This is a genomic window from Bacillus sp. IS1 (genome assembly GCF_032461585.1).
GTDB classification, from domain to species: domain Bacteria; phylum Bacillota; class Bacilli; order Bacillales; family Bacillaceae; genus Bacillus; species Bacillus velezensis.
This window is the reverse complement of the sequence record NZ_JAWCWR010000002.1, coordinates 577,729-600,365: the sequence shown is the minus strand read 5'-3', so window position 1 is coordinate 600,365 and position 22,637 is coordinate 577,729. Positions and strand designations below refer to the sequence as shown.

Annotated in this window: 20 protein-coding genes; 5 read left to right on the top strand and 15 right to left on the bottom strand. The window is 45.5% G+C overall.

Going from position 1 to position 22,637, the window contains the following annotated elements; translation table 11 throughout:
- Positions 1 to 4 precede the first annotated feature (4 nt).
- The 4 genes from RUW00_RS11095 to RUW00_RS11080 are packed head-to-tail and all read right to left on the bottom strand — an operon-like array spanning position 5 to position 2,012.
- The gene (locus RUW00_RS11095) at positions 5 to 364 is read right to left on the bottom strand and encodes a phage holin family protein (RefSeq protein ID WP_014418984.1); all 360 of its coding nucleotides are present in this window, start codon (positions 362 to 364) and stop codon (positions 5 to 7) included.
- A complete protein-coding gene (locus tag RUW00_RS11090) occupies positions 365 to 559 on the bottom strand; it encodes a PspC domain-containing protein (RefSeq protein WP_014418985.1) in 195 nt (64 codons plus the stop codon).
- A gap of 4 nt (positions 560 to 563) precedes the next feature.
- Positions 564 to 1,661, bottom strand: coding sequence for a DUF4097 family beta strand repeat-containing protein (locus RUW00_RS11085; RefSeq protein ID WP_007407448.1), 1,098 nt, complete (start codon positions 1,659 to 1,661; stop codon positions 564 to 566).
- Between the two features lie 24 nt (positions 1,662 to 1,685).
- Complete coding sequence (locus RUW00_RS11080) at positions 1,686 to 2,012, bottom strand: hypothetical protein (RefSeq protein WP_003151444.1); 327 nt, start codon at positions 2,010 to 2,012, stop codon at positions 1,686 to 1,688.
- Between the two features lie 197 nt (positions 2,013 to 2,209).
- On the opposite strand from RUW00_RS11080, the gene RUW00_RS11075 reads away from it, so the two are divergent.
- A complete protein-coding gene (locus tag RUW00_RS11075; RefSeq protein ID WP_003151443.1) occupies positions 2,210 to 2,449 on the top strand; it encodes a hypothetical protein in 240 nt (79 codons plus the stop codon).
- A gap of 48 nt (positions 2,450 to 2,497) precedes the next feature.
- Here RUW00_RS11075 and uvrA read toward each other — a convergent pair whose 3' ends face one another.
- From uvrA to RUW00_RS11060, 3 genes are all read right to left on the bottom strand, one after another.
- The gene (gene uvrA / locus RUW00_RS11070; RefSeq protein ID WP_315956618.1) at positions 2,498 to 5,371 is read right to left on the bottom strand and encodes an excinuclease ABC subunit UvrA; all 2,874 of its coding nucleotides are present in this window, start codon (positions 5,369 to 5,371) and stop codon (positions 2,498 to 2,500) included.
- Positions 5,372 to 5,378: 7 nt separating this feature from the next.
- Complete coding sequence (gene uvrB / locus RUW00_RS11065; RefSeq protein WP_003151439.1) at positions 5,379 to 7,364, bottom strand: excinuclease ABC subunit UvrB; 1,986 nt, start codon at positions 7,362 to 7,364, stop codon at positions 5,379 to 5,381.
- 175 nt (positions 7,365 to 7,539) lie between these two features.
- Entirely contained in the window at positions 7,540 to 7,776 is a 237-nt protein-coding gene (locus RUW00_RS11060; RefSeq protein ID WP_003151438.1) for a CsbA family protein, read from the bottom strand.
- Between the two features lie 301 nt (positions 7,777 to 8,077).
- On the opposite strand from RUW00_RS11060, the gene RUW00_RS11055 reads away from it, so the two are divergent.
- The 3 genes from RUW00_RS11055 to RUW00_RS11045 all read left to right on the top strand — a co-directional run bounded on the left by RUW00_RS11055 (position 8,078) and on the right by RUW00_RS11045 (position 12,584).
- Positions 8,078 to 10,579 (top strand): PEP/pyruvate-binding domain-containing protein, encoded by a 2,502-nt coding sequence (locus tag RUW00_RS11055; protein ID WP_280144665.1) that lies wholly within the window; start codon positions 8,078 to 8,080, stop codon positions 10,577 to 10,579.
- Between the two features lie 71 nt (positions 10,580 to 10,650).
- Complete coding sequence (locus tag RUW00_RS11050) at positions 10,651 to 11,274, top strand: TetR/AcrR family transcriptional regulator (RefSeq protein ID WP_015240677.1); 624 nt, start codon at positions 10,651 to 10,653, stop codon at positions 11,272 to 11,274.
- Positions 11,247 to 12,584, top strand: coding sequence for an MFS transporter (locus RUW00_RS11045; protein ID WP_280144666.1), 1,338 nt, complete (start codon positions 11,247 to 11,249; stop codon positions 12,582 to 12,584). The genes RUW00_RS11050 and RUW00_RS11045 overlap by 28 nt, the downstream gene beginning before the upstream one ends.
- Before the next feature lie 611 nt (positions 12,585 to 13,195).
- On the opposite strand, the gene RUW00_RS11040 is transcribed toward RUW00_RS11045, so the two are convergent.
- The 5 genes from RUW00_RS11040 to ctpB form a co-directional block, all read right to left on the bottom strand.
- Positions 13,196 to 13,933, bottom strand: coding sequence for a thioesterase II family protein (locus RUW00_RS11040; protein ID WP_014418991.1), 738 nt, complete (start codon positions 13,931 to 13,933; stop codon positions 13,196 to 13,198).
- Between the two features lie 50 nt (positions 13,934 to 13,983).
- Positions 13,984 to 15,051: a DUF3810 domain-containing protein gene (locus RUW00_RS11035; protein WP_315956617.1), complete on the bottom strand. Its 1,068-nt coding sequence runs from the start codon at positions 15,049 to 15,051 to the stop codon at positions 13,984 to 13,986.
- A gap of 413 nt (positions 15,052 to 15,464) precedes the next feature.
- Entirely contained in the window at positions 15,465 to 16,655 is a 1,191-nt protein-coding gene (gene minJ / locus RUW00_RS11030) for a cell division topological determinant MinJ (protein ID WP_095270806.1), read from the bottom strand.
- 74 nt (positions 16,656 to 16,729) lie between these two features.
- Positions 16,730 to 17,083: a swarming motility protein SwrAA gene (gene swrA, locus RUW00_RS11025; RefSeq protein ID WP_014305920.1), complete on the bottom strand. Its 354-nt coding sequence runs from the start codon at positions 17,081 to 17,083 to the stop codon at positions 16,730 to 16,732.
- Between the two features lie 371 nt (positions 17,084 to 17,454).
- Positions 17,455 to 18,813 (bottom strand): carboxy-terminal processing protease CtpB, encoded by a 1,359-nt coding sequence (gene ctpB, locus RUW00_RS11020; protein WP_370531144.1) that lies wholly within the window; start codon positions 18,811 to 18,813, stop codon positions 17,455 to 17,457.
- Between the two features lie 209 nt (positions 18,814 to 19,022).
- Between ctpB and RUW00_RS11015 the strand changes: the two genes are divergently transcribed.
- A complete protein-coding gene (locus RUW00_RS11015; protein WP_128496912.1) occupies positions 19,023 to 20,429 on the top strand; it encodes a right-handed parallel beta-helix repeat-containing protein in 1,407 nt (468 codons plus the stop codon).
- Positions 20,430 to 20,473: 44 nt separating this feature from the next.
- Here RUW00_RS11015 and ftsX read toward each other — a convergent pair whose 3' ends face one another.
- The 3 genes from ftsX to cccB all read right to left on the bottom strand — a co-directional run bounded on the left by ftsX (position 20,474) and on the right by cccB (position 22,603).
- Positions 20,474 to 21,364, bottom strand: a complete 891-nt coding sequence (gene ftsX, locus RUW00_RS11010; RefSeq protein ID WP_007407464.1) for a permease-like cell division protein FtsX — start codon at positions 21,362 to 21,364, stop codon at positions 20,474 to 20,476.
- On the bottom strand, positions 21,357 to 22,043 hold the full coding sequence (gene ftsE, locus RUW00_RS11005) for a cell division ATP-binding protein FtsE (protein ID WP_007407465.1): 687 nt from the start codon (positions 22,041 to 22,043) through the stop codon (positions 21,357 to 21,359). The genes ftsX and ftsE overlap by 8 nt, the downstream gene beginning before the upstream one ends.
- Positions 22,044 to 22,261: 218 nt before the next feature.
- Positions 22,262 to 22,603, bottom strand: coding sequence for a cytochrome c551 (cccB, locus tag RUW00_RS11000; protein ID WP_003151417.1), 342 nt, complete (start codon positions 22,601 to 22,603; stop codon positions 22,262 to 22,264).
- Positions 22,604 to 22,637 lie beyond the last annotated feature (34 nt).

Here is a 22,637-nt window from a genome sequence, read left to right as displayed (position 1 = left end):
TTTTTTACCCTTTTCTAAGCGGCTCCAATATGCCTTTTTGGATCAGCAAGTGGAAAACGGACAGCACGACGGATGCCCAAATGGCGGTGCCGAACCCATCAATCTGAAAGCTGTCTCCCATCAAGGCTGCGGTCATCATTAACGTAATGGCGTTGATGACAAACAGAAAGAGGCCGAGGGTCACAACCGTGACAGGCAATGTCAATATGACGATGATCGGTTTGATCAGCACATTTAACACAGAAAGAATCACACTGGCGATGACAGCCGCTCCGATACTGCTGATATGGACGGAATCAAAATATCCCGCGATAACGATTAATAATAACGCATTTACTAAAATGCTGACTGCCCATTTGATCATTTATTTCAAATCTCCTTCTAAAGGTACAACAAAACACCAGATAATATATACAATCGGCACGATTCCCGGCATGACAAGCGCTAATACAACGGTGATAATGCGCAAAAGCGACGCATCCATATTGATGTACTCCGCCAAACCGCCGACGACGCCGGCAATTTTACGATTTTTTTCTGAACGGTAAAGTCTTTTCATCCAATCACCTCTGAGTATGCTTGAGCTTAATGGCTCCTGTTAACGATTCTGAGAAAATCGAGAGATGCTGATCATGGCCTTGATTTGATGCCAGCATCAGTTCTTTTTGAATGGTATCATTCTTTTCCTTTAAAATTTCCGCATCAATCAGCTCATGGCTGAGAGAGCCGAGATTGCTTTTCAGCTCCGCTTTCACCGCCGAATCATCAGGCAGAGCGATCTCCACGTTTCCGGTCGTCGTTTTCGTGTAGATGGAGCGGCAGTGCGGCGCTGTCACGGTAAGCATGATATTGCCGTTAAAGCTTTGAACGTCAATGGATTCACTCGATCCGCGCAAATCAATCAAGCCGTTGATCGTTTCCGCTTCAATCGCTCCGCATTGATGTCCGGCCAGTTTGATTTGTCCGTTAGCTGTTTCCGCCGACGCTTTATCAGCCGTCAAATGAGAAAATGACAGAACGCCGTTTGTCGTTTTCGCCGAGAATTCTTTTACATGTAAATGTTCCCCTCTGATCGGTCCGTTAAACAGCTTCACTCTTATCTTATCGTACTCTTTCTGGGGAACATAAAGCGTGACATTGGTTTTCATCGTTTTCTTTTCCGTGCGGACAAAAAACTTATTGCCCTTCACTTCACACTCAATGTGCTGAAGAAATGCGGTGCGCGCCGCCTCCTGACTGTCCGCCCGGTACACTTTCGCCTGGCACTCCGCTCTGATATCTTCATCCGCCCACGGCACGATATTGACGCTGCCGTTTGCGATCTGCATATCAATGGCCGAGAATTCACTGTCTTTAAATTGAAAAATATGCTGCACTTCGTGTGCGTGGCCGAAATTCAGATCAAGATCCGCTTCCTTCACTTTTTTGACGGCAGAATCAATCCAGTCGAACAGCTTCGCCCCGAGCGACGGCTTTTGACTTCCTTTTGCCCCGCTTTCGAAATCTTCCGCAGGTTCCTGGACCTCCGCAGATAATGCGGTGATCTGCTCTTCTTTTTCTTTATATTCATGATCCAGTTTTTCAATGAGCGTCAGTGCTTCCTGCGCCGTCAGCATGCCGTCTTCCACAAGCTTTAAAATCCGTTCTTTCTCCTGTTTCATACAAAACTCCTCCCCCGACTTTTCTTACACCTGGCGTAACACCTTAATTCCCTGCACGATATTCCAAATGACCATTCCGATGAGGATCAGAAAATAAACAGCTGCTCCTGTTATCATAACAAAAACGGGCACCATACTCTCCCCTTGAGCCGTAATCAATCCGCCGACAACACCCGCGGTCACAATCAGCAATCCCGCAAACGGAATGATATGGGAAATCAGAGCGCGCATGGCATGCCGCTTCGTCTCTTTTTCATCGACGACAAAGTAAGCCACAATCGGAAGAATGAGCGGCGCGAGAAACACGCTGAAATAACAGATTGATGCGATAATCGCTTGATTTCGGTTCAATAAAAACACTCCCTGTGCCGTAATGTAAAAACCCTTCCTTATACATACGTATGACGAATGGGCGGGTTTCATTTTCATGCTAAGGACATGCTTCGTTATACGTAATTTTTGATTTCAGAGATTTCACTATAGAATCTTTTCCCCGAACCGATTACAATATGTAACAAAGCCTGACCGTATGCAAGGAGGACATACAAATGGAGAAAGATCCCGAAAACGCCCAAGTAACGGAAGAGAGTCTTCGAAATTTAATTCGCGAACAGAAAAGAATGAACAGCGAAATGCTGGCTGAATTGGAACAGATCAAAGCAGCCCCTCTTCCCATTTCCCATGATATCCAATATATAAAAGTGCTGCTGGACAGCAGCAGCACCCATATTCTGCAGGACTTAATGCATTTAAGCAGACAGCTTCCCCAACAGAAAAAAAGCCTGTAACAACAACAGCCCAAAACCGATGAGTTTTGGGCTGTTTTTATTGATCTATTACGTGGCTGCCGTTTCTTTTTCGGCCAGCAATGTTTTCATCCGTTTTTTATCACGTTCTATTACCGGTTTCAGATAGCGGCCCGTATATGATTCTTTCACTTCGACAACTTCTTCAGGCGTCCCGGAGGCTACGATCATGCCGCCGCCCGCTCCGCCTTCAGGTCCCAGATCGACGATGTAGTCCGCCGTTTTAATGATATCGAGATTGTGTTCAATGACCAAAACGGTATCTCCGTTATCGACGAGTCTTTGAAGCACAACCAAAAGCCTTGCGATATCATCAACGTGGAGGCCTGTCGTCGGTTCGTCCAAAATATACAGCGTCCGGCCGGTGGAACGCTTATGCAGTTCGGAAGCAAGCTTGACGCGCTGCGCTTCTCCGCCTGACAGCGTCGTCGCCGGCTGGCCGAGCGTCACATACCCGAGTCCGACATCGGCAAGCGTTTGAAGCTTGCGTTTGATTTTCGGGATATTTTCAAAGAAAGACAGAGCATCTTCCACCGTCATATCCAGAACGTCAGAAATGCTTTTTCCTTTGTATGTGACCTCAAGCGTTTCCCGGTTGTAACGTTTGCCGTGGCACACTTCACACGGAACGTACACGTCAGGAAGGAAGTGCATCTCAATTTTGATGATGCCGTCGCCGCGGCAGGCCTCACAGCGCCCCCCTTTTACATTAAAACTGAACCGGCCTTTTTTATAGCCGCGCACCTTTGCTTCATTTGTCTGCGCGAATACATCGCGGATATCATCAAACACACCCGTGTAAGTTGCCGGGTTTGATCTCGGTGTCCGGCCGATCGGTGCCTGGTCGATGTCGATCACCTTATCAAGGTGGTCAAGGCCTTTGATTTCTTTATGGCTTCCCGGTTTCGCTTTGGCTTTATGAAGCTTTTGCGCAAGCGCCTTATGCAGAATTTCATTCACAAGCGTGCTTTTTCCGGAACCGGACACACCTGTCACCGCCGTAAAAGTGCCGAGCGGAAATTTGGCGTTCGCTTTTTTCAGGTTGTTTTCTGAAGCGCCCTTAATTTCAATGAACCGGCCGTCAGGCTTTCTTCTCTCCGGAGGCATAGGGATGAATTGAGCCCCTGACAAATAACGTCCGGTCAGAGAGTCCGCATCATTCATCACTTCTTCAGGCGTCCCCGCCGATATGACGCGGCCGCCGTGAATGCCGGCGCCCGGACCGATATCTATCAAATAATCGGCAGCCATCATCGTATCTTCATCATGCTCAACGACAATCAGTGTGTTGCCGAGATCCCTCATGTTTTTCAGCGCACTGATCAGACGGTCATTGTCACGCTGGTGAAGGCCGATGGACGGCTCATCAAGAATGTACAGGACGCCTGACAAACGGGAGCCGATCTGCGTCGCAAGCCTGATGCGCTGGGCTTCTCCGCCTGACAGCGTTCCCGCCGCCCGGCTCAGCGTCAGGTAATCAAGACCGACTTTATCTAAGAAGCTGAGCCGCTCAACAATCTCTCTTAAAATTAAATCGGCAATCTGCATATCTTTCTCAGACAGCGTCAGGTTTTTGAAAAATTCCAGCGCATCGCCGACGGAAAGCTCGGTAATGGTGCCGATATGGCGCCCGTTAACCAAAACGGCAAGCGCTTCTTTCTTCAGCCGGTAGCCTTTGCACGTCGGGCACGGCTTCTGTGACATGTACTGCTCCATCTGTTCACGGATATAATCGGAGCTTGTCTCTTTATACCGTCTCTCGATATTGCGCAGCACACCTTCAAATTCAATTTCATTTTCGCGCACTTGTCCGAAATCATTCTCGTATTTAAAGTAGATCCGTTCATCGCCGCTGCCGTACAGCACTTTATCAAGCTGATGCTTCGGCAGGTCTTTGACCGGAGTCTCCATATCAATGCCGTAATGGCGGCAGACCGCCTGAAGCAGCTGCGGATAATATTGTGAACTGATCGGCGTCCACGGCGCGATGGCGTGTTCTTTTAATGACAGCTCAGGATTGGGAATGACGAGCTCAGGGTCCACTTCCAGCTTCAAGCCGAGACCGTCACAAGTCGGGCAGGCGCCGAACGGGCTGTTAAACGAAAACAGCCGGGGTTCAAGCTCTCCGATAGAAAAACCGCACAGCGGACAGGCGTGATGCTCGCTGAACATCAGCTCCTCCTGACCGATGATATCTATCATGACACGGCCTTCCCCTAAGCGGAGCGCGGTTTCCAGTGAGTCGGAAAGCCGGGCGGCAACCCCTTCCTTGACGACAATCCGGTCAATGACTACTTCAATAGAATGCTTTTTGTTTTTTTCAAGTTCAATCTCGTCGGAAAGCTCGGCCATTTCTCCGTCAATCCGCACCCTTACGTAACCTTGCTTTCTGATTTGGTCAAGCACTTTGACATGGGCGCCTTTTCTGCCTGAGATGATCGGCGCAAGCACTTGAAGCTTCGTCCGCTCCGGATATTCAAGAATCCGGTCAACCATCTGTTCAATCGTTTGCGACGTAATTTCAATGCCGTGCTCCGGGCAGTGCGGCTTCCCGACTCTCGCGTACAGCAGCCGGAGATAATCATAAATCTCCGTTACCGTTCCGACGGTTGACCGCGGATTGCGGCTTGTTGTTTTCTGGTCAATGCTGATCGCCGGAGAAAGCCCTTCGATCGCATCAACGTCCGGCTTATCCATCTGCCCTAAAAATTGGCGCGCATAGGCAGAAAGCGATTCAACATACCGCCTCTGTCCTTCCGCGTAAATGGTGTCAAAGGCAAGGGATGATTTTCCCGATCCGGACAGCCCCGTCACGACGACGAGCTGATCCCGCGGAATCGTTACATCAATGTTTTTTAAATTGTGCGCCCTTGCGCCTTTCACCTCGATCCGGTCAATTGCCATGTGTTCATCATCCTTCCGCTTTAAGCTCTAACAGTAAATCACGAAGCTCTGCCGCCCGCTCGAAATCAAGCGCTCTGGCCGCTTCTTTCATTTCGTGCTCCATTTGCTCAACGACTTTCTGGCGTTCTTTCTTCGTCATCTTCGCCAGTTTAGGCGCGGCTTTTGTTTTATATTCTTCTTTATCCTCAGCGGCCTGCGTCGCGCGGATCACATCGCGGATTTCCTTATTGATCGTTTGCGGCGTAATGCCGTGAATTTCGTTAAAGCGCTCCTGCTGTTCCCGGCGGCGCTTCGTTTCATTAATCGCGATTTCCATCGAATTCGTGATTTTATCGGCATACATGATGACGCGGCCTTCCGCGTTTCGTGCCGCCCGTCCGATCGTCTGAATCAGCGAACGCTCAGAACGGAGAAAGCCTTCTTTATCCGCATCGAGAATGGCGACAAGTGACACTTCCGGAATATCAAGCCCTTCCCTCAGCAGGTTGATGCCGATTAACACATCATGTTTTCCGAGGCGGAGGTCACGGATGATTTCAATCCGTTCAAGCGTCTTAATCTCGGAATGCAGATAATTGACCTTGATGCCGATTTCCTTGAGATAATCGGTCAGATCCTCTGACATTTTTTTCGTTAAAGTCGTCACGAGAACGCGTTCATTCCGTTCAATCCTCGCCTGTATCTCGCCGATCAGATCATCAATCTGTCCTTCGATCGGCCGGACGTCAATGAGGGGATCGAGGAGTCCCGTCGGTCTGATGATCTGCTCGATCATTTCCGGCGTATGCTCAATTTCATACGGTCCCGGAGTCGCCGACACGTACACGATATTGTGCATGTGTTTCTCAAATTCCTCGAATCGGAGCGGACGGTTGTCAAGCGCTGACGGCAGGCGGAACCCGTGATCGACAAGCACCTGTTTTCTCGCCTGGTCACCGTTGAACATGCCGCGCACCTGCGGAATCGTCACATGTGATTCATCAACGACAATCATAAAATCATCCGGAAAATAATCAAGCAGCGTATACGGCGTAGAGCCCGGCGGTCGGAGCGTCAAATGTCTTGAATAGTTCTCGATCCCTGAGCAAAAACCCATTTCCCGCATCATTTCAAGATCATATCTCGTCCGCTGCTCAAGCCGCTGCGCTTCAAGGAGCTTGCCGTTTTCGTGCATCACTTTCAAGCGCTCCTCAAGCTCCTGTTCAATATTCAGAATCGCTTTTTCCATCTTTTCCGCCCGGGTGACGAAGTGGGAAGCCGGGAAAATCGCGACATGGTCACGGTCGCCGAGAATTTCTCCGGTCAAAGCGTCGACCTCTCTGATCCGCTCAATTTCATCTCCGAAAAATTCCACTCTGATACAATGTTCGTCACGGGAAGCCGGGAAGATTTCCACAACGTCTCCGCGCACGCGGAACGTCCCGCGCTGAAAGTCGATATCATTGCGGGCATACTGGATATCCACAAGCTTTCTCAGCAGCTCGTTCCGCTCAATCTCCATTTCCGGTCTGAGCGACACAACCATTTCCCGGTATTCTTCAGGCGAACCGAGACCGTATATGCATGACACACTCGCAATAATAATGACATCTCTCCGTTCAAACAGAGAGGATGTCGCGGAGTGTCTCAGTTTATCAATTTCATCATTAATGCTTGCGTCTTTCTCTATAAAAGTATCCGTTTGAGGCACGTACGCCTCCGGCTGATAGTAATCGTAATAGCTGACAAAATATTCGACAGCATTGTTCGGGAAAAACTCCTTAAACTCGCTGTACAGCTGTCCGGCAAGGGTTTTGTTATGGGCAATGACCAGTGTCGGTTTATTCACTTCTTTAATCAGATTGGACACGGTAAAGGTTTTGCCCGTCCCTGTCGCACCCAGGAGAGTCTGGTGTTTTCTGCCTTCCTGTATGCCTTTGACAAGCTTCTCAATCGCTTGCGGCTGATCTCCCTGGGGCTGATATTTCGAGACTAACTCAAAACGATCTTTCACAAAAAAGCCTCCGTTTCTTTACGAAATCTTCCTATTGATATAGTAACACAATGACGGGCAAAATCACTAAAAATACGAACTAAAGTTCGATGGTTTGTTTTTACCAAGTCAATTTTTGTATAAAAAACCTGCTTTTATGGCGTAAAAGCAGGCATTCTATTTCATATTCACCATGTCAGGCATTGTCTTTCTTTTTGTCTGCTTCTTTTTTGGCCATGTACAGCCCTCCGGCCACCAGCGATACGACATCCAATCCAACGATAAAATACGTTTCGGTGTAACCCTTTAAATAGGATGCGAAAAGCAGTGCGGCTGTGAGAGCGATCGCCACATAGTGGTTAAACGTGACGCGCGTAAAAAGGACGACCAGCATAAAAGGGAAACATAATGCAAAAACGGCTTTTGTAATCACAAAAACCCTCCTCGGGAATTCTTCATCTCATCTGATTATAGTAAAAAATGAAGAATCGGACAATCGTTCCCCTGCTATCACAATACCCTTTTTCAGCAGTCTTCAATCATCTGTCAAAAAAATTGTGAATATAAATCCATTGAACCATTAACCAGATGAATCGAATTACCTTTCTTCAGCCGAAAGGATGAGAAGGTTTAGGTCTTTGTATCTTTGACAGTTTCTTCCTCCCTCTTTACAATGTAATGATAGTGTTTACTATCATTTTCTTGGATGAGGAAAAAAAAGGGGGTCATACCGCATGTATTCAGTGCGATTTCAAAAAGCGGAAGAATCGAGCCGCTCTGCAGGAGCAAAAGGAATGAACCTGATTAAACTGACGAAAAACGGGCTGCCCGTTCCCGGCGGTTTTATCATTCAGACGAATGCCCTGACACGTTTTATGGAAGACAACGGGCTTCAAGCAGATCAGGAACAGATGGAGCGCGCCATTATGAACGGCACGTTTTCAAAAGAGCTTCGGGAGGAACTGACCGCGTCGTTTTATGAATTGAGAGAATCATACGCCTCTGTCGCCGTACGTTCCTCCTCCGCGTCCGAAGATCTTGAAGGCGCTTCTTTCGCTGGTCAGTACGAAACCTATTTAAATATCAAAACAGAAGAAGAGTTTCTCGGAAAAGTGAAAGAATGCTGGGCTTCCTTCTTCTCGGCGCGGGTCAGCGGTTATAAAGAGAAAATGAACAATGACACCGCAGAACCGTTAATGGGTGTTGTCGTGCAAGGTCTCATCAATTCCGAGGTTTCAGGAGTCATTTTCAGCCGCAACCCCGTCACACATGATGACGGAGAGCTGATGATCAGCGCGAGCTACGGTCTCGGAGAAGCAATCGTCTCCGGCAGCGTGACGCCCGACACATTTATCGTCAATAAAGACACATTTCAGATTGAAAAAGAAATCGGCTTAAAAGAAATGTATATCGTTTCTAAAGACGAAGGCGTGACGGAAAAAGAGACGACCGCTGACATGAGAAACCGCTTCTGCCTTGATGACGAGAGCATCAAAGAGCTTGCCATGCTGACGATAAAGACGGAAGAACTGTACGGTTATCCCGTGGATCTCGAATTCGGATTTGCCGAAAATAAGCTGTATCTGCTTCAGGCTAGGCCGATTACAACGATCGTGCAGGATCAGAAGGCGGCAGACGAAGAACGGGAATTTATCATGACGCCCCGGGATCAGAAAGATTTTTGGCTCAATATGGAGGCCAATATTGAAGGCCCCGTCAGCCCGTTATTCGCCTCACTCATTGTGCCGGCTTTGGAATACGGCCTCAAAGAGAGCACGAAGGCATTCCCTGTAATGGGCATCGAAATCGAGCGTGTCAAACTTCATCAGGGCCGTGTTTTTTCCAGACAGCATAAGACGGACGACAAGCTGCCCGCAGAACAGTTAGAAGCGCTTTTCCCCGTCTTGGCTGACCGCATGTACGATATTATTCAGGAAACCTTTCTGCCTTTTTATCAAAAGCTGGACGAACTGGCGCATACAGACCATACGCCGGAGACTGCCCTTGATGCGTTCCGAAACCTGCAAGACTTCTATTTAAAAGGATACGCAGAACATTTCAATATTGTCTTTCCGCAGGTTGCGTTAAACATGATACTGGAATCCATGTACGGACAGGTTGAGAAAGAAAACACATCCCTTCTGTACGAAATGCTGGCTGGCGTCATGAATAAGTCATTGGAGACCGACAGACAGCTCTGGCTGCTTTCCGGACAAGTAAAAGACAGCCCTGAGCTGCGGCGCGTCTTTACGGTTTCTCATGCCGATGAGCTGCATCAGACGCTTCTGCAATCAAATGAGGGAAAACGCTTTCTCGAACAAGTCGGTCAATTTTTACAGGAATACGGCTGGAGATCCGTGAAAAGTCATGATCTGATTGAAGAAACTTGGGCGGAAAACCCTTATTTCGCTTTGGCCAACATTCAGAACTATGTCCGGAACGGATACGATTTTGACAGTGAGTTTCATAAAACGATAGAAAAACGAAAACAGCTCTACGCCGACTTTATGGATAGAATTGAAGGTGACGGCTTTCGGGAGACGTTTGACCGCTATTATCAGTGGACATTGTCTTCATCCGTCATCAAAGATGATCACCATTTTTATATTGATGCGATGCTGGACGCCAAAGCGCGCCTTTGCCTTCTGAAAATCGGCGAGCTGCTTCAAAAACAAGGCGTAATCGATGATCGGGAGGATATGTGGTACTTATACAGCGATGAAGTCGAGAAAGCGCTCGTGTCGCCGGTTCCGATGCAGGAAAAAGCCGCTGAACGAAAACAGCTCTTCCAGCAATATCAATTGCTTGAAGCCCCCGCTTATCTCGGGACTCCGACTTCGGAACAGCTGAAAACGGCTGAACAGATTACCGGCTCCATCACAGAAGATGAAAAAAACACTGAACATCAAATTTACGGACTTGCGGCGTCAAGCGGAATCGCAAGCGGCCCGGTGAAAGTCATTCGTGACGCAAGTGAATTTTCCCGTTTTTCAACAGGAGACGTGCTTGTCTGCAAAATGACGACACCGCTGTGGACCAGTCTGTTCCAGGATGCAAAGGCCGTCATTACGGACACGGGCGGCATCCTGTCACATGCAGCGATCATCGCGAGAGAATACGGGCTCCCGGCCGTTCTCGGCACACGTGCCGCGACTGACAGGCTCAACGACGGAGATATCGTCACGGTGGACGGGACAAACGGCAAGATTACGATTGTCAAACGCGCTTCATGCTAGGTTTCCCTCTTTATTGACGGGCAGGGCGGGTGTATACTTGTCCTGCCAGTATTTACGCGAGGTGAAACATGTTGAGAACGACGAACAAGAGAATTATTGACGCCGCGATGAATCTGATCATCCAAAAAGGATACCGCGCAGCGACAACAAAAGAAATCGCAGAAAAAGCAAAAGTAAGTGAAGCAACGATTTTCCGTAATTTTAAAAACAAACAAGGATTAATGAAAGCCATGATTGAACAGCAGACACCGGTTCCGGAAAGCATGATCACCAAGGCGGAAGGCGATCTGTATGAGGATCTTCTTCATTTCGCCGCGACCCTTCTGCAGCAATTGGAACAAAAAAAAGAAGTGTTCCGCATCTGCCTGCGCGAACCGGAACTGTTCGAAGACGTCCTGCAGGATATTGTCGTATATCCGCAATCCGTGAAAAAGCATTTAATCGTTTACTTTAAGGAGCTGACAAAGAAAAATATGATAAGCCCCGGCAGCGAAGAAGCTAATGCAGACGTCTTTATGACGATGATTTTCGGTTATTTTATACACCGGCTGCAGCTGGGGAAAAGAGTCATTACTCTCTCTGAGGAAACGATGCTGAAACACAGCACTGAGATTTTCATGAAAGGCATTACCGGCCGGTCATTTTCCGGCTCCAAGGAGGATGAAGGATGGGTTCAAAGAAAGAATGGGCGCTGATCGTTTCGCTTTTGCTGGGAGCCATACTCGTTCCCATCAATTCTACGATGATCGCAGTCGCCCTTTCATCCATTTCCCGCTCATTCAGCGAATCAATTGCCAGCATCACATGGGTAGTGACCGTGTATTTAATCGTGATGGCCGTGACACAACCCATTGCCGGCAAACTCGGTGATATGTACGGAAACAAAAAAATGTATTTATGGGGCGTCGGCCTTTTTCTCATCGCATCATTGGGGTGCGCCCTCTCGCCAAGTCTTTTCTTATTGATTTTCTTCCGGGCGCTTCAGGCTGCCGGCGGCGCTTTGCTTACGCCAAACAGCATCGCCATCATCCGCCATGTCGTGTCTGAAAAACGGCTTCCGAAAGTATTCGGCTTTTTCGGCCTCGGTGCCGGGCTGGGCGCGGCTCTCGGTCCGTTTATCGGCTCTCTTTTAATTGAGAGCTTCAGCTGGCATTCGATCTTTTGGGTCAACATTCCGTTTCTTGCGATCGCACTCGTGACGGCATTAGTGATGTTTCCTAAATATAAAGAAGAAACGTCTGACGCTCCGCTTGATATCATCGGGTCCGTTTTGCTTGCCGGAAGCATTGTATCTATAATTCTTCTGACGAAAAATGAAAGCTCTTTGGGCTATTGGGTGTACGCGCTGCTCATTCTCATATTTGTTCCGCTATTTTTCAGGCGGGAGCTGCGCACGAAACATCCGATTATTGATTTTGATCTGTTTAAAAACACGACCTTTACGAGCGCCAATCTGTCGGTTCTGTTAAGCAATTTAATGATGTACGCCGTGTTATTGATTATGCCGCTCTTTATGACCGGCCACTTCAGCATGAATACGTCGCACAGCGGCATGGCGCTGTCAGTCTTTTCTGTTTTCATGTCCGCCAGCAACTGGGGCGGAGCTCAGCTGCATCAGAAATGGGGCGCGCGAAGAATGATTTTTCTGTCCTTCGGGCTGATGGCCGTAGCCAATCTCTTATTTCTGTTTTTGGTTTATTCCCATTCCGTTCCGTTTCTTATGGCATCGCTTATTGTCGGAGGCATCGCGTCAGGTGCGGGGCTGACGAGCATGCAGGTATCTTCTCTTGCGACGGTAGAACCGGGCATGTCCGGCATCGCATCCGGGATTTTCTCCACCTTCCGTTATTTCGGAAGCATTATTTCTTCAGCACTGATCGGTTTAATCTCCGGATTTCACATTCTGTTTATGATATTGATCGGCGTATCTGTGATCGGCTTGTTCGTATCACTTGGTATCAAGTCCAGGGAAACCGTTCAGACGAAAAAAAGCCATTCGGCATAACGAAAAAGGTTCCGTAAGCATCTGCTTTCCGGAACCTTTTCTAGTTTTCCTTCTTATTTTTCTCTCTCAAAGTGTCACCGCAATGCCGTTTGCTCTATGAGAATCTTTTGATTTACAAGAGAAAAGGGGAATGTAAATGGCTGAGAGTTCCGATCAAGTTCGGCGCTGACATCGTAATCCGGCCGTGAAAAAAGCCCGGCCGCCGTGTTGTTAGCGGCACCGGGCTTAAAACTGAAAGCTTATTATTTCCAATGTTTTTTCTTAATTTTTTTCATAATTCTCCTTACTAAAACCTACCTAAAACAATTATTGAATATTACTTTTATAATTAAGCAAAATTAAGTAACAATCATTGAAGGATTCTCAGACTGATAAAATTTATTTTAAATATAATATTTCAAAACACATTCAAACTGTACAAAGAAAAGAAAGTCTAAATTTTTATTTTTGGAACTTGATTGGGACAAGAAAGTCTAAACCAAAATCTTTTTAGATTTATATAATAACACGTCTGTCGATTATCTAAATTCTACCAAAAAATGAATGCGAAAGAGAGATTCCTCTTGTACAATGTAAGTTACCACACCAACATTGACGAAACGAGGAATCTCTCATGAACAAGAATAAGTCTCTGTATCTTTAACAATAGTATTTACAATATCATTAGGATACCGATTCAAAAAAAAATGTTCTCCTTTAAACTTATGAAATTTCACATTCCCTTCAACAACTTCACTCCATTTATGCATTTCATTGATATGAGTCGAAAAATCGCTATCCGCATAAAAAACGCTTACTCCACAACTTATTTTTTCTGCTTTGGGCTGAAACTTATAATTGTCCAAAATTATAAAATCTGCTCGCAAAATCGGAAGAAACATATCCATAATCTCTTTTGTATAAAACTCCTCTGGTATTCCCCCATATTGTTCCACCTTTGTCAAGAAAGTTTCATTAGTCATATTTTCAATGTCTTCTCTCTTTTCAAAAATATGTGGAGCATCTCGCCCAGAAAAAAACAGATGCCTTGGTTCCTTAGTTCCCATTTGCTTAAGTTTATAATATATCTCATAAGTCAATAAGGCTCCCATGCTGTGTCCAAATATAACATATTCATCGTCATATTCTAATTGTTCACTTATTCTTTTGGCGATATCTTCACTTGCTTCACCAACAGACTGGTAACAAGGCTCTGTGAATCGAGTTCCTCTTCCAGCCAATTCACATATACACAATTCATATCTATCCGGCAGTAGTTTTTTCCATTCATAATATGCATTTACCGACGCTCCAGCATATGGAATAGGAAATACTTTTATTTTATTGATTTCACTCACTCCTATGTTCAACTTGAGCCCACTATCATTACTATATAAACCTATAAGTATTCAAGATACATTTAATTGTACTTCTCTATCTCTCGCTGCTCTGCCAGCAACAAATTCACCATATCACTATAGCTATTCAAACCGTCTGTCTGATTATTTGCCTTCAGATATACATCATTTACATTTCTTGAAATACTTGAAATAACACCCTCATACTTATCCCGGTACTGCTCATTTTGTTCTATATCATGCTGCACCGCCTTGGACAGACTGGACATTATATCAGACGCCTTATCTGGATCCACTTTCTTTAGCTCAGATATAGAATAATCAAATGCCAGAAATAAACCACTGTATAGTATCATTGGATCATCCTGCTGCTTACATGCCAGATAAGCTATAAAATTAGCCTCATCCTCATGCATGAAACCACTCTGATGTGCCAATTCATGCGCCATAGTAGCAGGCACCAAAAAAACTGGCACATTAACATTGATATTGGATTCATAAGTAAAAGGGACAAAAATACCATGTATCCCTGCATGCGACATTAGTTTTGACATCACCACTGGTTTTGGTGTTGAATATGAATGCTCCAAAACAGGATATTTCTTTGATAACATTTGCATCGAGAACACTGCGTGTTGTGCATAATAATCAAAAACCTCTGGTACATGAGCCAAAAGATCAGTATCCGCTAACTTTTCCCTTGCCAATTCCATTTCAACGGCAAGTGACTTACTCAATTTGACCAGTTCCTCCTTGCTGTAGTTCTCTTCTTTATATTCGGTATAAGACAAAAAAGAATATCTGTAATAGTTTATTCCACCCAAAATAGTATAACAAAAATATATCACGCTACAGATCGTAACGATTCCTAGAGCACCACGATAAACTACCATCCTACGTGCACCTTTACTCATGATGACCTTGCGCACATAATAAACGATATAAAATAGAAATAGTAACACAACCAACACGACGAGCCATTCACTAACAGAAAATGTGACCCAAGAAGGTACAAGTCCTACTGTTTTTGACAATAACGGATATACAGACCTACTGTATTTCTCCGCCCAATCCTGATGGTTCTGCGCGTATTTTGTCAGTATGTAAGCTATAACTCCAAGTGAGATCAACGGCAATCTCTTAAGTAAAAGCTTTTTAATAATGTACTCCTCCTATCCAATAAATATCAGATGTACGCCATGTAACCTAGTCATATCATTTCTTTATTTCAACATACTTTTCCTCATAAAAATCATGCTTATTAGAAAAAACATATTGATTCATAAAATCTATAGGAAGCACTTCATAAGCCCAGTAGGTACCATTAGGTCTATTACTCGAAACAGCTTGTCGGGCGATTAAGGTTTTGGAGTTAGCAATAACCTTTCCAATAAGCCATACCTCTCCTTCATTTATTTTTTTATTATTTCAAAATAAAACAGCTAAGAAAATATAATTTTCTTAGCTGTTTTACTTTCTAGCTGATTTTGAAATCTAGTTTAGGAGTTCTTGAAACTATTCCGAATAATTATGAAAAATCACATTATAATGCTGTCATTTCTTCGTGCTCGTGTTCATCCTGCACGAATAAAATACCTAATTCATGATGTTCGCCTTCATAGGACGCGCGCTGATCAAACCGGATCTCACCGTTCAGGCCGATGATCTCCATTTTTACAAATGCGCGGTTTTTTTGAAGTGCTTCATAAAAATCCGATACATGCTTTACGGGAATGCCGTTTACTTTCGTTATAATCTCACCGATCTTCAGCTCAAGATCGTCCGCGGGTGTATTCGGAATGATGCCGAGCACCATTAAACCCTGATCCCGCTTAGAGAAATAAAACGGAGCCGCGTTATCGTTCAGCCGCTGTCTCAATGATAAAAACAGGCGTCCGAGCACCGCAATACAAGCGGCAGCTCCGGCAAGCGGAGTCCACCAAAGGGCAGCTGCCCCGAATGCGGTCACGATAACCCCGAGAATCATGACACGTTTCGCCGTTATCCTTATGCTGACTTCCGGAAGTGACCCCTGCACACGCTGTCCGAAGCCGGCGATATAAGGAATCCAGATCAAATGGAAAGAGCCGCCCGGCACAGTAAAGACAGGCCACCAGGAAAGGTGTGATTCAAGCCCGCTGCCCGGCACCAATAAGAAAAGCGGAAGCAGCCATGCGCGATTCGCCAATTGTCGGCCGATGGGCAGGCCTCTGCTGCTGACGACAAGCGCCGGAGATGTTTTCAGATGCGCTGAACGGCAGGCAGCCGCTCCCTCCGTGATAATCAAAAGGCCCATAAACACGGCCGCCGATGCCCAATTCACGCCGAATGCCTGCGGAAACCGATCCGCAAACGGCACTGTGTGGGTATACTGAAGGATAAACGCAATGAACATGCCGGCGCTGACAACATAAGCTGAGGACAGCCAATTCATACGGAACGTCAGCGAAAGCAAAGCAGTCACAGCCGCGATTATGCCGAGAAGACCGAATGGAATCGAAATTCCCAGTCCAAAAAATAATATGGAGAGAAGAATACCCGGTATAAGTCCTTTTATGTATGTAAAGATAAGCTCGTCATACATATCCGCGATTTTTGTATGAAACGTATGGCGTTCACGTTTGATCCGCAAATATCCGCATGCGAGACTTATGATGATAAAAAACCAGAACATCGGGTGTAAAAAAAACAGACCGATACTTTTCAGAAGTTCAATTCCCCATTGAACAGACACTGCTTTCACCGCCTCAAGCCAAACATTTTAATTCTATTCTACCAAATAATCATTGGCTTGAATATCTCAAACGTCTATCTCTCTTCCGTCATCCACAGCGTTACATTTGAGAGAGAGAAATCTTTCAGATAGTGGTCAACCTCCACCTCGATCACGCCGCTGATCAGAAGCATGGACCGCTTAATATCCGTCAGATTGATTCCTAAACGTTTATGGTTTTTCATTAAGTAAGTGAAATAATGCTTCGCACACTCTTCATTGATTTCGTGAACGCATTCAACATTTGTGTAATTGACCAGGTATCTGCTGAACAGCATAAGAAGACTTAGTGCTTTTGTTGATGAAAATGTGACGTCTTTTGTTCTGTCTTTTAGTTGTTCCACTAATTCATAATATTTTTTTTCACGCACAATACTTGCCCTCTTCAATTGTGAACCCCCATTTTTTTATCCAGATAAGCACGGGTGATTACAGCTGCCGTGCTGAAGCGCCGCAAACACTTCTGCTTTCGATACTGAAATGCAGCTGCCAAACTAAAACTGTTCTCTATTAGAACCTTCTTTTATTGTAAGAACTAAAACTGACTGAGGCAACTTTCAAAAGTTTCATTTTGAATACATATTAACTCGGCATAAAGTCTCTCTTCTCTATAAATATCGGGTAATGTTTGTCCTTTATAAATGTTTAAATGTGAAAATTTTTTTAATATCTTGTCAAAACCGACATAATTATATGTCTTTTCGTTCATTTTTAGGGTATGACAAAAGAAACAGGAGACGAAAAAACGCCTCCTTTTCATTTATTTTACAAATAATGATTTTAACGCCATTTGCAGCTGTAAATCATTTTTTTCGTCAGATTTCTTTTCATTCATCAGCTGATTCATTTTTTCCGCTGTCTTTTTATCAATGACCGCTGTTTTATCAAGCTTGTACCGGTCTTGAAACGCCAGAACGGCTTTTTTCATTGTTTTGCTGAAATAGCCGTCTGCTCTGCCCGGGTCGAAGCCTAGGCCTTTCAGCAGGATTTGGGCGTGCTTGACATCCGCGCTGTTCATATCAGGCTGAAGCGGCTGTTTCAGCTGAAGCGGTCCCGCCGCAAAATAATCCGGCTGGCTCACAGCGATTGTCGGAGCAATGCCTTTTTTGTGAATCCAATTGCCTTTCGGTGTCAGCCATTTGTAAAGCGTCAATTTAATGTTGCTCCCGTCTCCCATAGGCACGGCCTGCTGAACCGTTCCTTTACCGAAAGAAGTGTCACCGACAACGTCATAATGTCCCGCTTCTTTTAACGCACCCGCAAGAATTTCTGAAGCGGAGGCGCTTCCTTTATCCGTAATGACATTGACGGGATACGGCTTCTTATGTTTTAAGGTTGAGAAATATTGTTTTTTATCGCCGTTACGCTCCGCAATTTGGATATACGGCATGTCTTTTGTGATGAAATGCTTTAAAATTTGTTCGACGCTTTGAAGGTAGCCGCCGGGATTCCCTCTTACATCAAGGACGAGACCGTCAATCCCTTGTTTTTCAAGCTTTTTCAGCGCCGCGGCGAAGTCCTGGGCGGTATGCTCGGAAAATGTCGATATTCCGATGTAGCCGACATGATGACCGCCTGATTCTTTGCGGGAAGCAAATACGGTTTCAAGCGGGATTTCCGCTCTTTTAATCCGGAATGACAGCTGTTTATCAGTACCCGGACGCTGTATTTTAATAGAAACCTTCGATCCTTTTTTTCCTCTGATTTTCAGCACGGCTTCGTTTAAACCTTTCCCGTTCATTGACTCGCCGTTTATGCTGATGATTTCATCATTCGGCTTGAGGCCCGCTTTTTCCGCCGGAGATTGCTTAAACGGTGATACGATAATGATTTTATTGTCTTTCATACCGACTTCAGCGCCGATCCCTTCGAAAGAAGAATCAAGAGAATCGGAAAACTGCTTGGCGGTCTGCTTGTCCATATAAACGGAATAAGGGTCGTTTAATGTAGACAGCATCCCCTGAATCGCTCCTTCAAGAAGCTTTTCTTTATCTACATTTTCCACGTATTCGTTCGAGATCAGCTCATATGCTTTTTCGATTTTTTCCATTGCCCGGCTTCTTTCTGCGTCTGATGAATTCGGCTGTGCCGCCCCGGCAATATGGGCTCCGCCGCACATGATGCTGACGGCAGCTATCACTGCGATCATTTTCTGCTTCATCGTTTACCTCCTCTTAGTCCTTTTACGAAAACCTGGAGATAGTATGTGTAAATTGCAAAGAATTCATGTAACGGCAACAAAAAAATGAAAAAGCGAGATTGTTACATATATATGGGTAACGTATAATATTTTGTATGCAATTCATTAAATATACAGGAGAATGCGATATGAAAATAAAATTATCGATTTTATCCGCGGCGGTTCTGGCCGCAGGCATTACCGCCTTTGTCTGGCCAAAAACAGAGGCCAATGAAAAAACGCAGACGGACGCCCTGTATGTTTCTCCGGCAGGCAGCGACCAAAATGAAGGAACGAAAGAAAAGCCGTTCCGCACATTAAAACATGCGGCTGAAAAGGCAGAGGCCGGGACAACCGTATTGATTCGGGAAGGGACGTACGATGAAACGTTTGAAGTAAAGCACAGCGGCACGGCCGAAAAGCCGATTACATTTCGGAACTATCAGAATGAGCATGTCTCAATCAGCGGCAAATCTGCGCCAAAAAGCGATTCTGAAACTCCGTTAATTCAAATCCGCAATAAACAGTACATTACCATTCACGGCGTTACGCTTGAGAATCTCTCCGTATCATCAGAAGATGCAACGGCCATGGGAATCTTCGTCACCGGATCAAGCAGTCATATCAACATTGACGGCAACCATATCCGAAACATTAAAACCACGGCTGATGAGGGAAATGCACACGGCATTGCGTTTTACGGCACAGGCGCCATGAAGGATGTCAGCATCACAAATAATACGGTTGAAAAACTGACGCTCGGCGCAAGCGAAGCGGTCGTGCTGAACGGGAATGTTGACGGATTTAAGATTGCCGGCAATACCATCCGGGACAATAACAATATCGGGATTGACGTGATCGGATACGAAGGAACGTCCAAGCAAAACGACTATGCGCGAAACGGCGTCATTGAAAACAATACGGTGAGCCATAACTCTTCTTACGGAAATCCCGCTTACGGAGATGAATATTCAGCGGGCGGTATTTACGTTGACGGCGCAGAACATGTGGACATTAAGAATAACACCGTTTACAACAATGACCTCGGCATTGAAGCCACTTCCGAACATAAAGGGAAATACGCACGAGATATCCGGATTACGGATAACAAGGTGTACGGCAATGCTTACACCGGTATTTCAATCGGAGGCTATGACACGAAACGCGGCGGCACCATCAATTCGGTGATCGCTCATAACATTATGTATCGAAATGACACGAAGGACCTTGACGGCGGCCAGCTGCTGCTGCAGTACGGCACAAAAGGGAACACGATCGAAAAAAACATCATGACGGCAAGCGGTTCACGGATTTTTATCGCAAATGATTATACGAAAAACGAAGGCAATACCGTTAATCATAACGTCTATCACAAAGAAGCGGGAAAAGACGGCATTTGGAATTGGAAGAACAGAGAATATGATTCATTCACAGCGTACCAAAAAGGAACGGCAAACGATTCGGATTCCATTTATGCGGACCCGATGTACCGTGACGAATCGTCTTATGACTTTACATTAAAGCCCGGATCACCGGCCCTGCCCGTCATTCAGTAACGAAACCATAAAAAAGCCAGTCTATATCAGACTGGCTTTTTTATTTATACACGAAGGAATTTCCGGATGGAAGTCAGACTTCCCCATACTCCGATAACCGCGCCGATCAGAATGAGCACAAGTGATACTTGGAACACAAACGGGCTGTACGGCAGAAGTGAAACAAATGAGCCCTGAACTTTCGGGGCCACCCAAGCGACCATCGACTGGTACGTACTCAGCACGAGAGCGATCGGTATGATAGAACCGAATACCCCCAGCAGCAGCCCTTCCAGGAAGAACGGCCAGCGGATAAACCAGTTTGTCGCGCCGACAAGCTTCATGATTTCAATCTCTTTTCTTCTGGCGAAAATCGTGATTTTAATCGTATTTGAAATTAAGAACATCGCCGTGAACAGAAGGCCGATGATTAACGCAATCCCGATGTTGCGTGACACCCCGACGATCTTAAACAGACGGCTGACTTCTTCTTTCCCGTATGTCACTTTATACACATGATCAAGCTTCTCAATTTTTTTCGCGACTTTCGGCGTATCATGCGGATCTGTCGTTTTGACGATAAACGCGTTGTTCAGCGGGTTTTCCTGATCTTGCATTTTCATGGCCTTTCCGCTGTCGCCGAAGCTTTTGACCAATTGATCAAGCTCTTTATCTTTAGATGAAAACTCTACGCTTTGGATTCCCGAGATGTCTTTAATCTCATTCTGCAGCGTATCCTGCGTTTTCTTATTAGACGTCAGATCGATTAATACTTTAATTTCCACTTCTTTTTCAGCATTTTTAGCCATGTTGTTTAAATTCAGCATAATGACTAAAAACACGCCGACCAAAATCAATGTAACGGTAACGGCACTGATGGATGCAAATGTCATCCATGTGTTTCTTCCGAGAGATTTAAAACTCTCACGCAAATGGCGCCCGAGAATTTTAATCATAAGAACCATACTCCCCTCTTGACTCATCACGCACAATAATTCCGTCTTCGATCGCGATGACCCGTTTCTTCATGGTGTTTACTATTTCTTTATTGTGTGTCGCCATCACGACGGTCGTTCCGCGGTTATTAATCTCTTCCAGCGTCTTCATGACTTCCCATGATGTTACCGGATCAAGGTTGCCCGTCGGTTCGTCAGCAATCACGACGTCAGGATTGTTGACGATGGATCTTGCGATGGAAACACGCTGCTGTTCTCCTCCGGAAAGCTGGTCGGGAAACTGCCGCGCTTTATGCTTCAGCTGCACAAGATCGAGCACTTCGAGCACGCGTTTTTTAATGACTGACTGCTGCTCTCCAATAACCTCAAGCGCAAACGCGACGTTTTCAAATACCGTCAGTTTCGGAAGAAGTTTGAAATCTTGGAAAACAACACCTATTTTACGCCGCACGAAAGGAATCTCTTTTTCTTTCACAGACGCGAGATCTTTATGATTAATCAATATTTGCCCTTTTGTCGGTTTTTCTTCTCTGTAAATCATTTTAATAAAAGTAGATTTACCGGCTCCGCTCGGTCCTACGACATATACAAATTCTCCGGGATGAATCATGACTGACAGCCCGTTAATCGCTTTTACACCGTTCGGATAGGATTTATATACTTCTTTCATCTCTATCATGAAATCACCTAATCTTTTAATTATGTCTTGCAGCCATAGAGTTCGCAAACGTACAGCGGTTTATGGCCGATTTACCAGGAAACAGATGAAAAATCTGAAAGTTCCTTTTCCTCAGTACACTTCATTATACGTCAAATTTAGACATATTACTATTACAGTTTCTTTTCATTCCCAGACCGTGAAAAAACCTTGCCCCTATAACAGGCAAGGTTTTTCTGTTATTTTTTCTGTGACAGCCATTTTGCGATCTTCGCGGCTTCCTCATCATTTACAAGATGGCTCGGCATATTGCCGCGTCCGTTTTTAATGATGCTTTCAATTTTAGCTTCATCATACTTCCCGCCGACTTCCTGTAAATTCGGACCTCCGCCGCCTTCTAAGTCTTTACCGTGACAGCCGATACAGCTTTGCTGATAAAGCTCTTCTCCCGCTGACGCAGATGCTTTTGACCCGCCTGAGCTGTCAGAGCTTTCTTTTTTCGATTCATTGGAACCGCCGCATGCCGCCAGCAGGACGGACATGGTCAGAACCAGCGCCAGCAGCGCCCATTTTGATTTCATATGTAAGATGCACCCCTTCGCTATTATAACCCCG

Excerpts from the sequence above, each read along its gene's own strand:
- RUW00_RS11090 (WP_014418985.1), bottom strand. The coding sequence starts at position 559 with ATGAAAAGACTTTACCGTTCAGAAAAAAATCGTAAAATTGCCGGCGTC.
- RUW00_RS11055 (WP_280144665.1), top strand. The coding sequence starts at position 8,078 with ATGTATTCAGTGCGATTTCAAAAAGCGGAAGAATCGAGCCGCTCTGCA.
- cccB (WP_003151417.1), bottom strand. The coding sequence starts at position 22,603 with ATGAAATCAAAATGGGCGCTGCTGGCGCTGGTTCTGACCATGTCCGTC.
- ctpB (WP_370531144.1), bottom strand. The coding sequence starts at position 18,813 with ATGTGCGGCGGAGCCCATATTGCCGGGGCGGCACAGCCGAATTCATCA.
- ftsX (WP_007407464.1), bottom strand. The coding sequence starts at position 21,364 with ATGATTAAAATTCTCGGGCGCCATTTGCGTGAGAGTTTTAAATCTCTC.
- ftsE (WP_007407465.1), bottom strand. The coding sequence starts at position 22,043 with ATGATAGAGATGAAAGAAGTATATAAATCCTATCCGAACGGTGTAAAA.
- uvrA (WP_315956618.1), bottom strand. The coding sequence starts at position 5,371 with ATGGCAATTGACCGGATCGAGGTGAAAGGCGCAAGGGCGCACAATTTA.
- RUW00_RS11095 (WP_014418984.1), bottom strand. The coding sequence starts at position 364 with ATGATCAAATGGGCAGTCAGCATTTTAGTAAATGCGTTATTATTAATC.
- RUW00_RS11075 (WP_003151443.1), top strand. The coding sequence starts at position 2,210 with ATGGAGAAAGATCCCGAAAACGCCCAAGTAACGGAAGAGAGTCTTCGA.
- RUW00_RS11045 (WP_280144666.1), top strand. The coding sequence starts at position 11,247 with ATGGGTTCAAAGAAAGAATGGGCGCTGATCGTTTCGCTTTTGCTGGGA.
- RUW00_RS11015 (WP_128496912.1), top strand. The coding sequence starts at position 19,023 with ATGAAAATAAAATTATCGATTTTATCCGCGGCGGTTCTGGCCGCAGGC.
- RUW00_RS11085 (WP_007407448.1), bottom strand. The coding sequence starts at position 1,661 with ATGAAACAGGAGAAAGAACGGATTTTAAAGCTTGTGGAAGACGGCATG.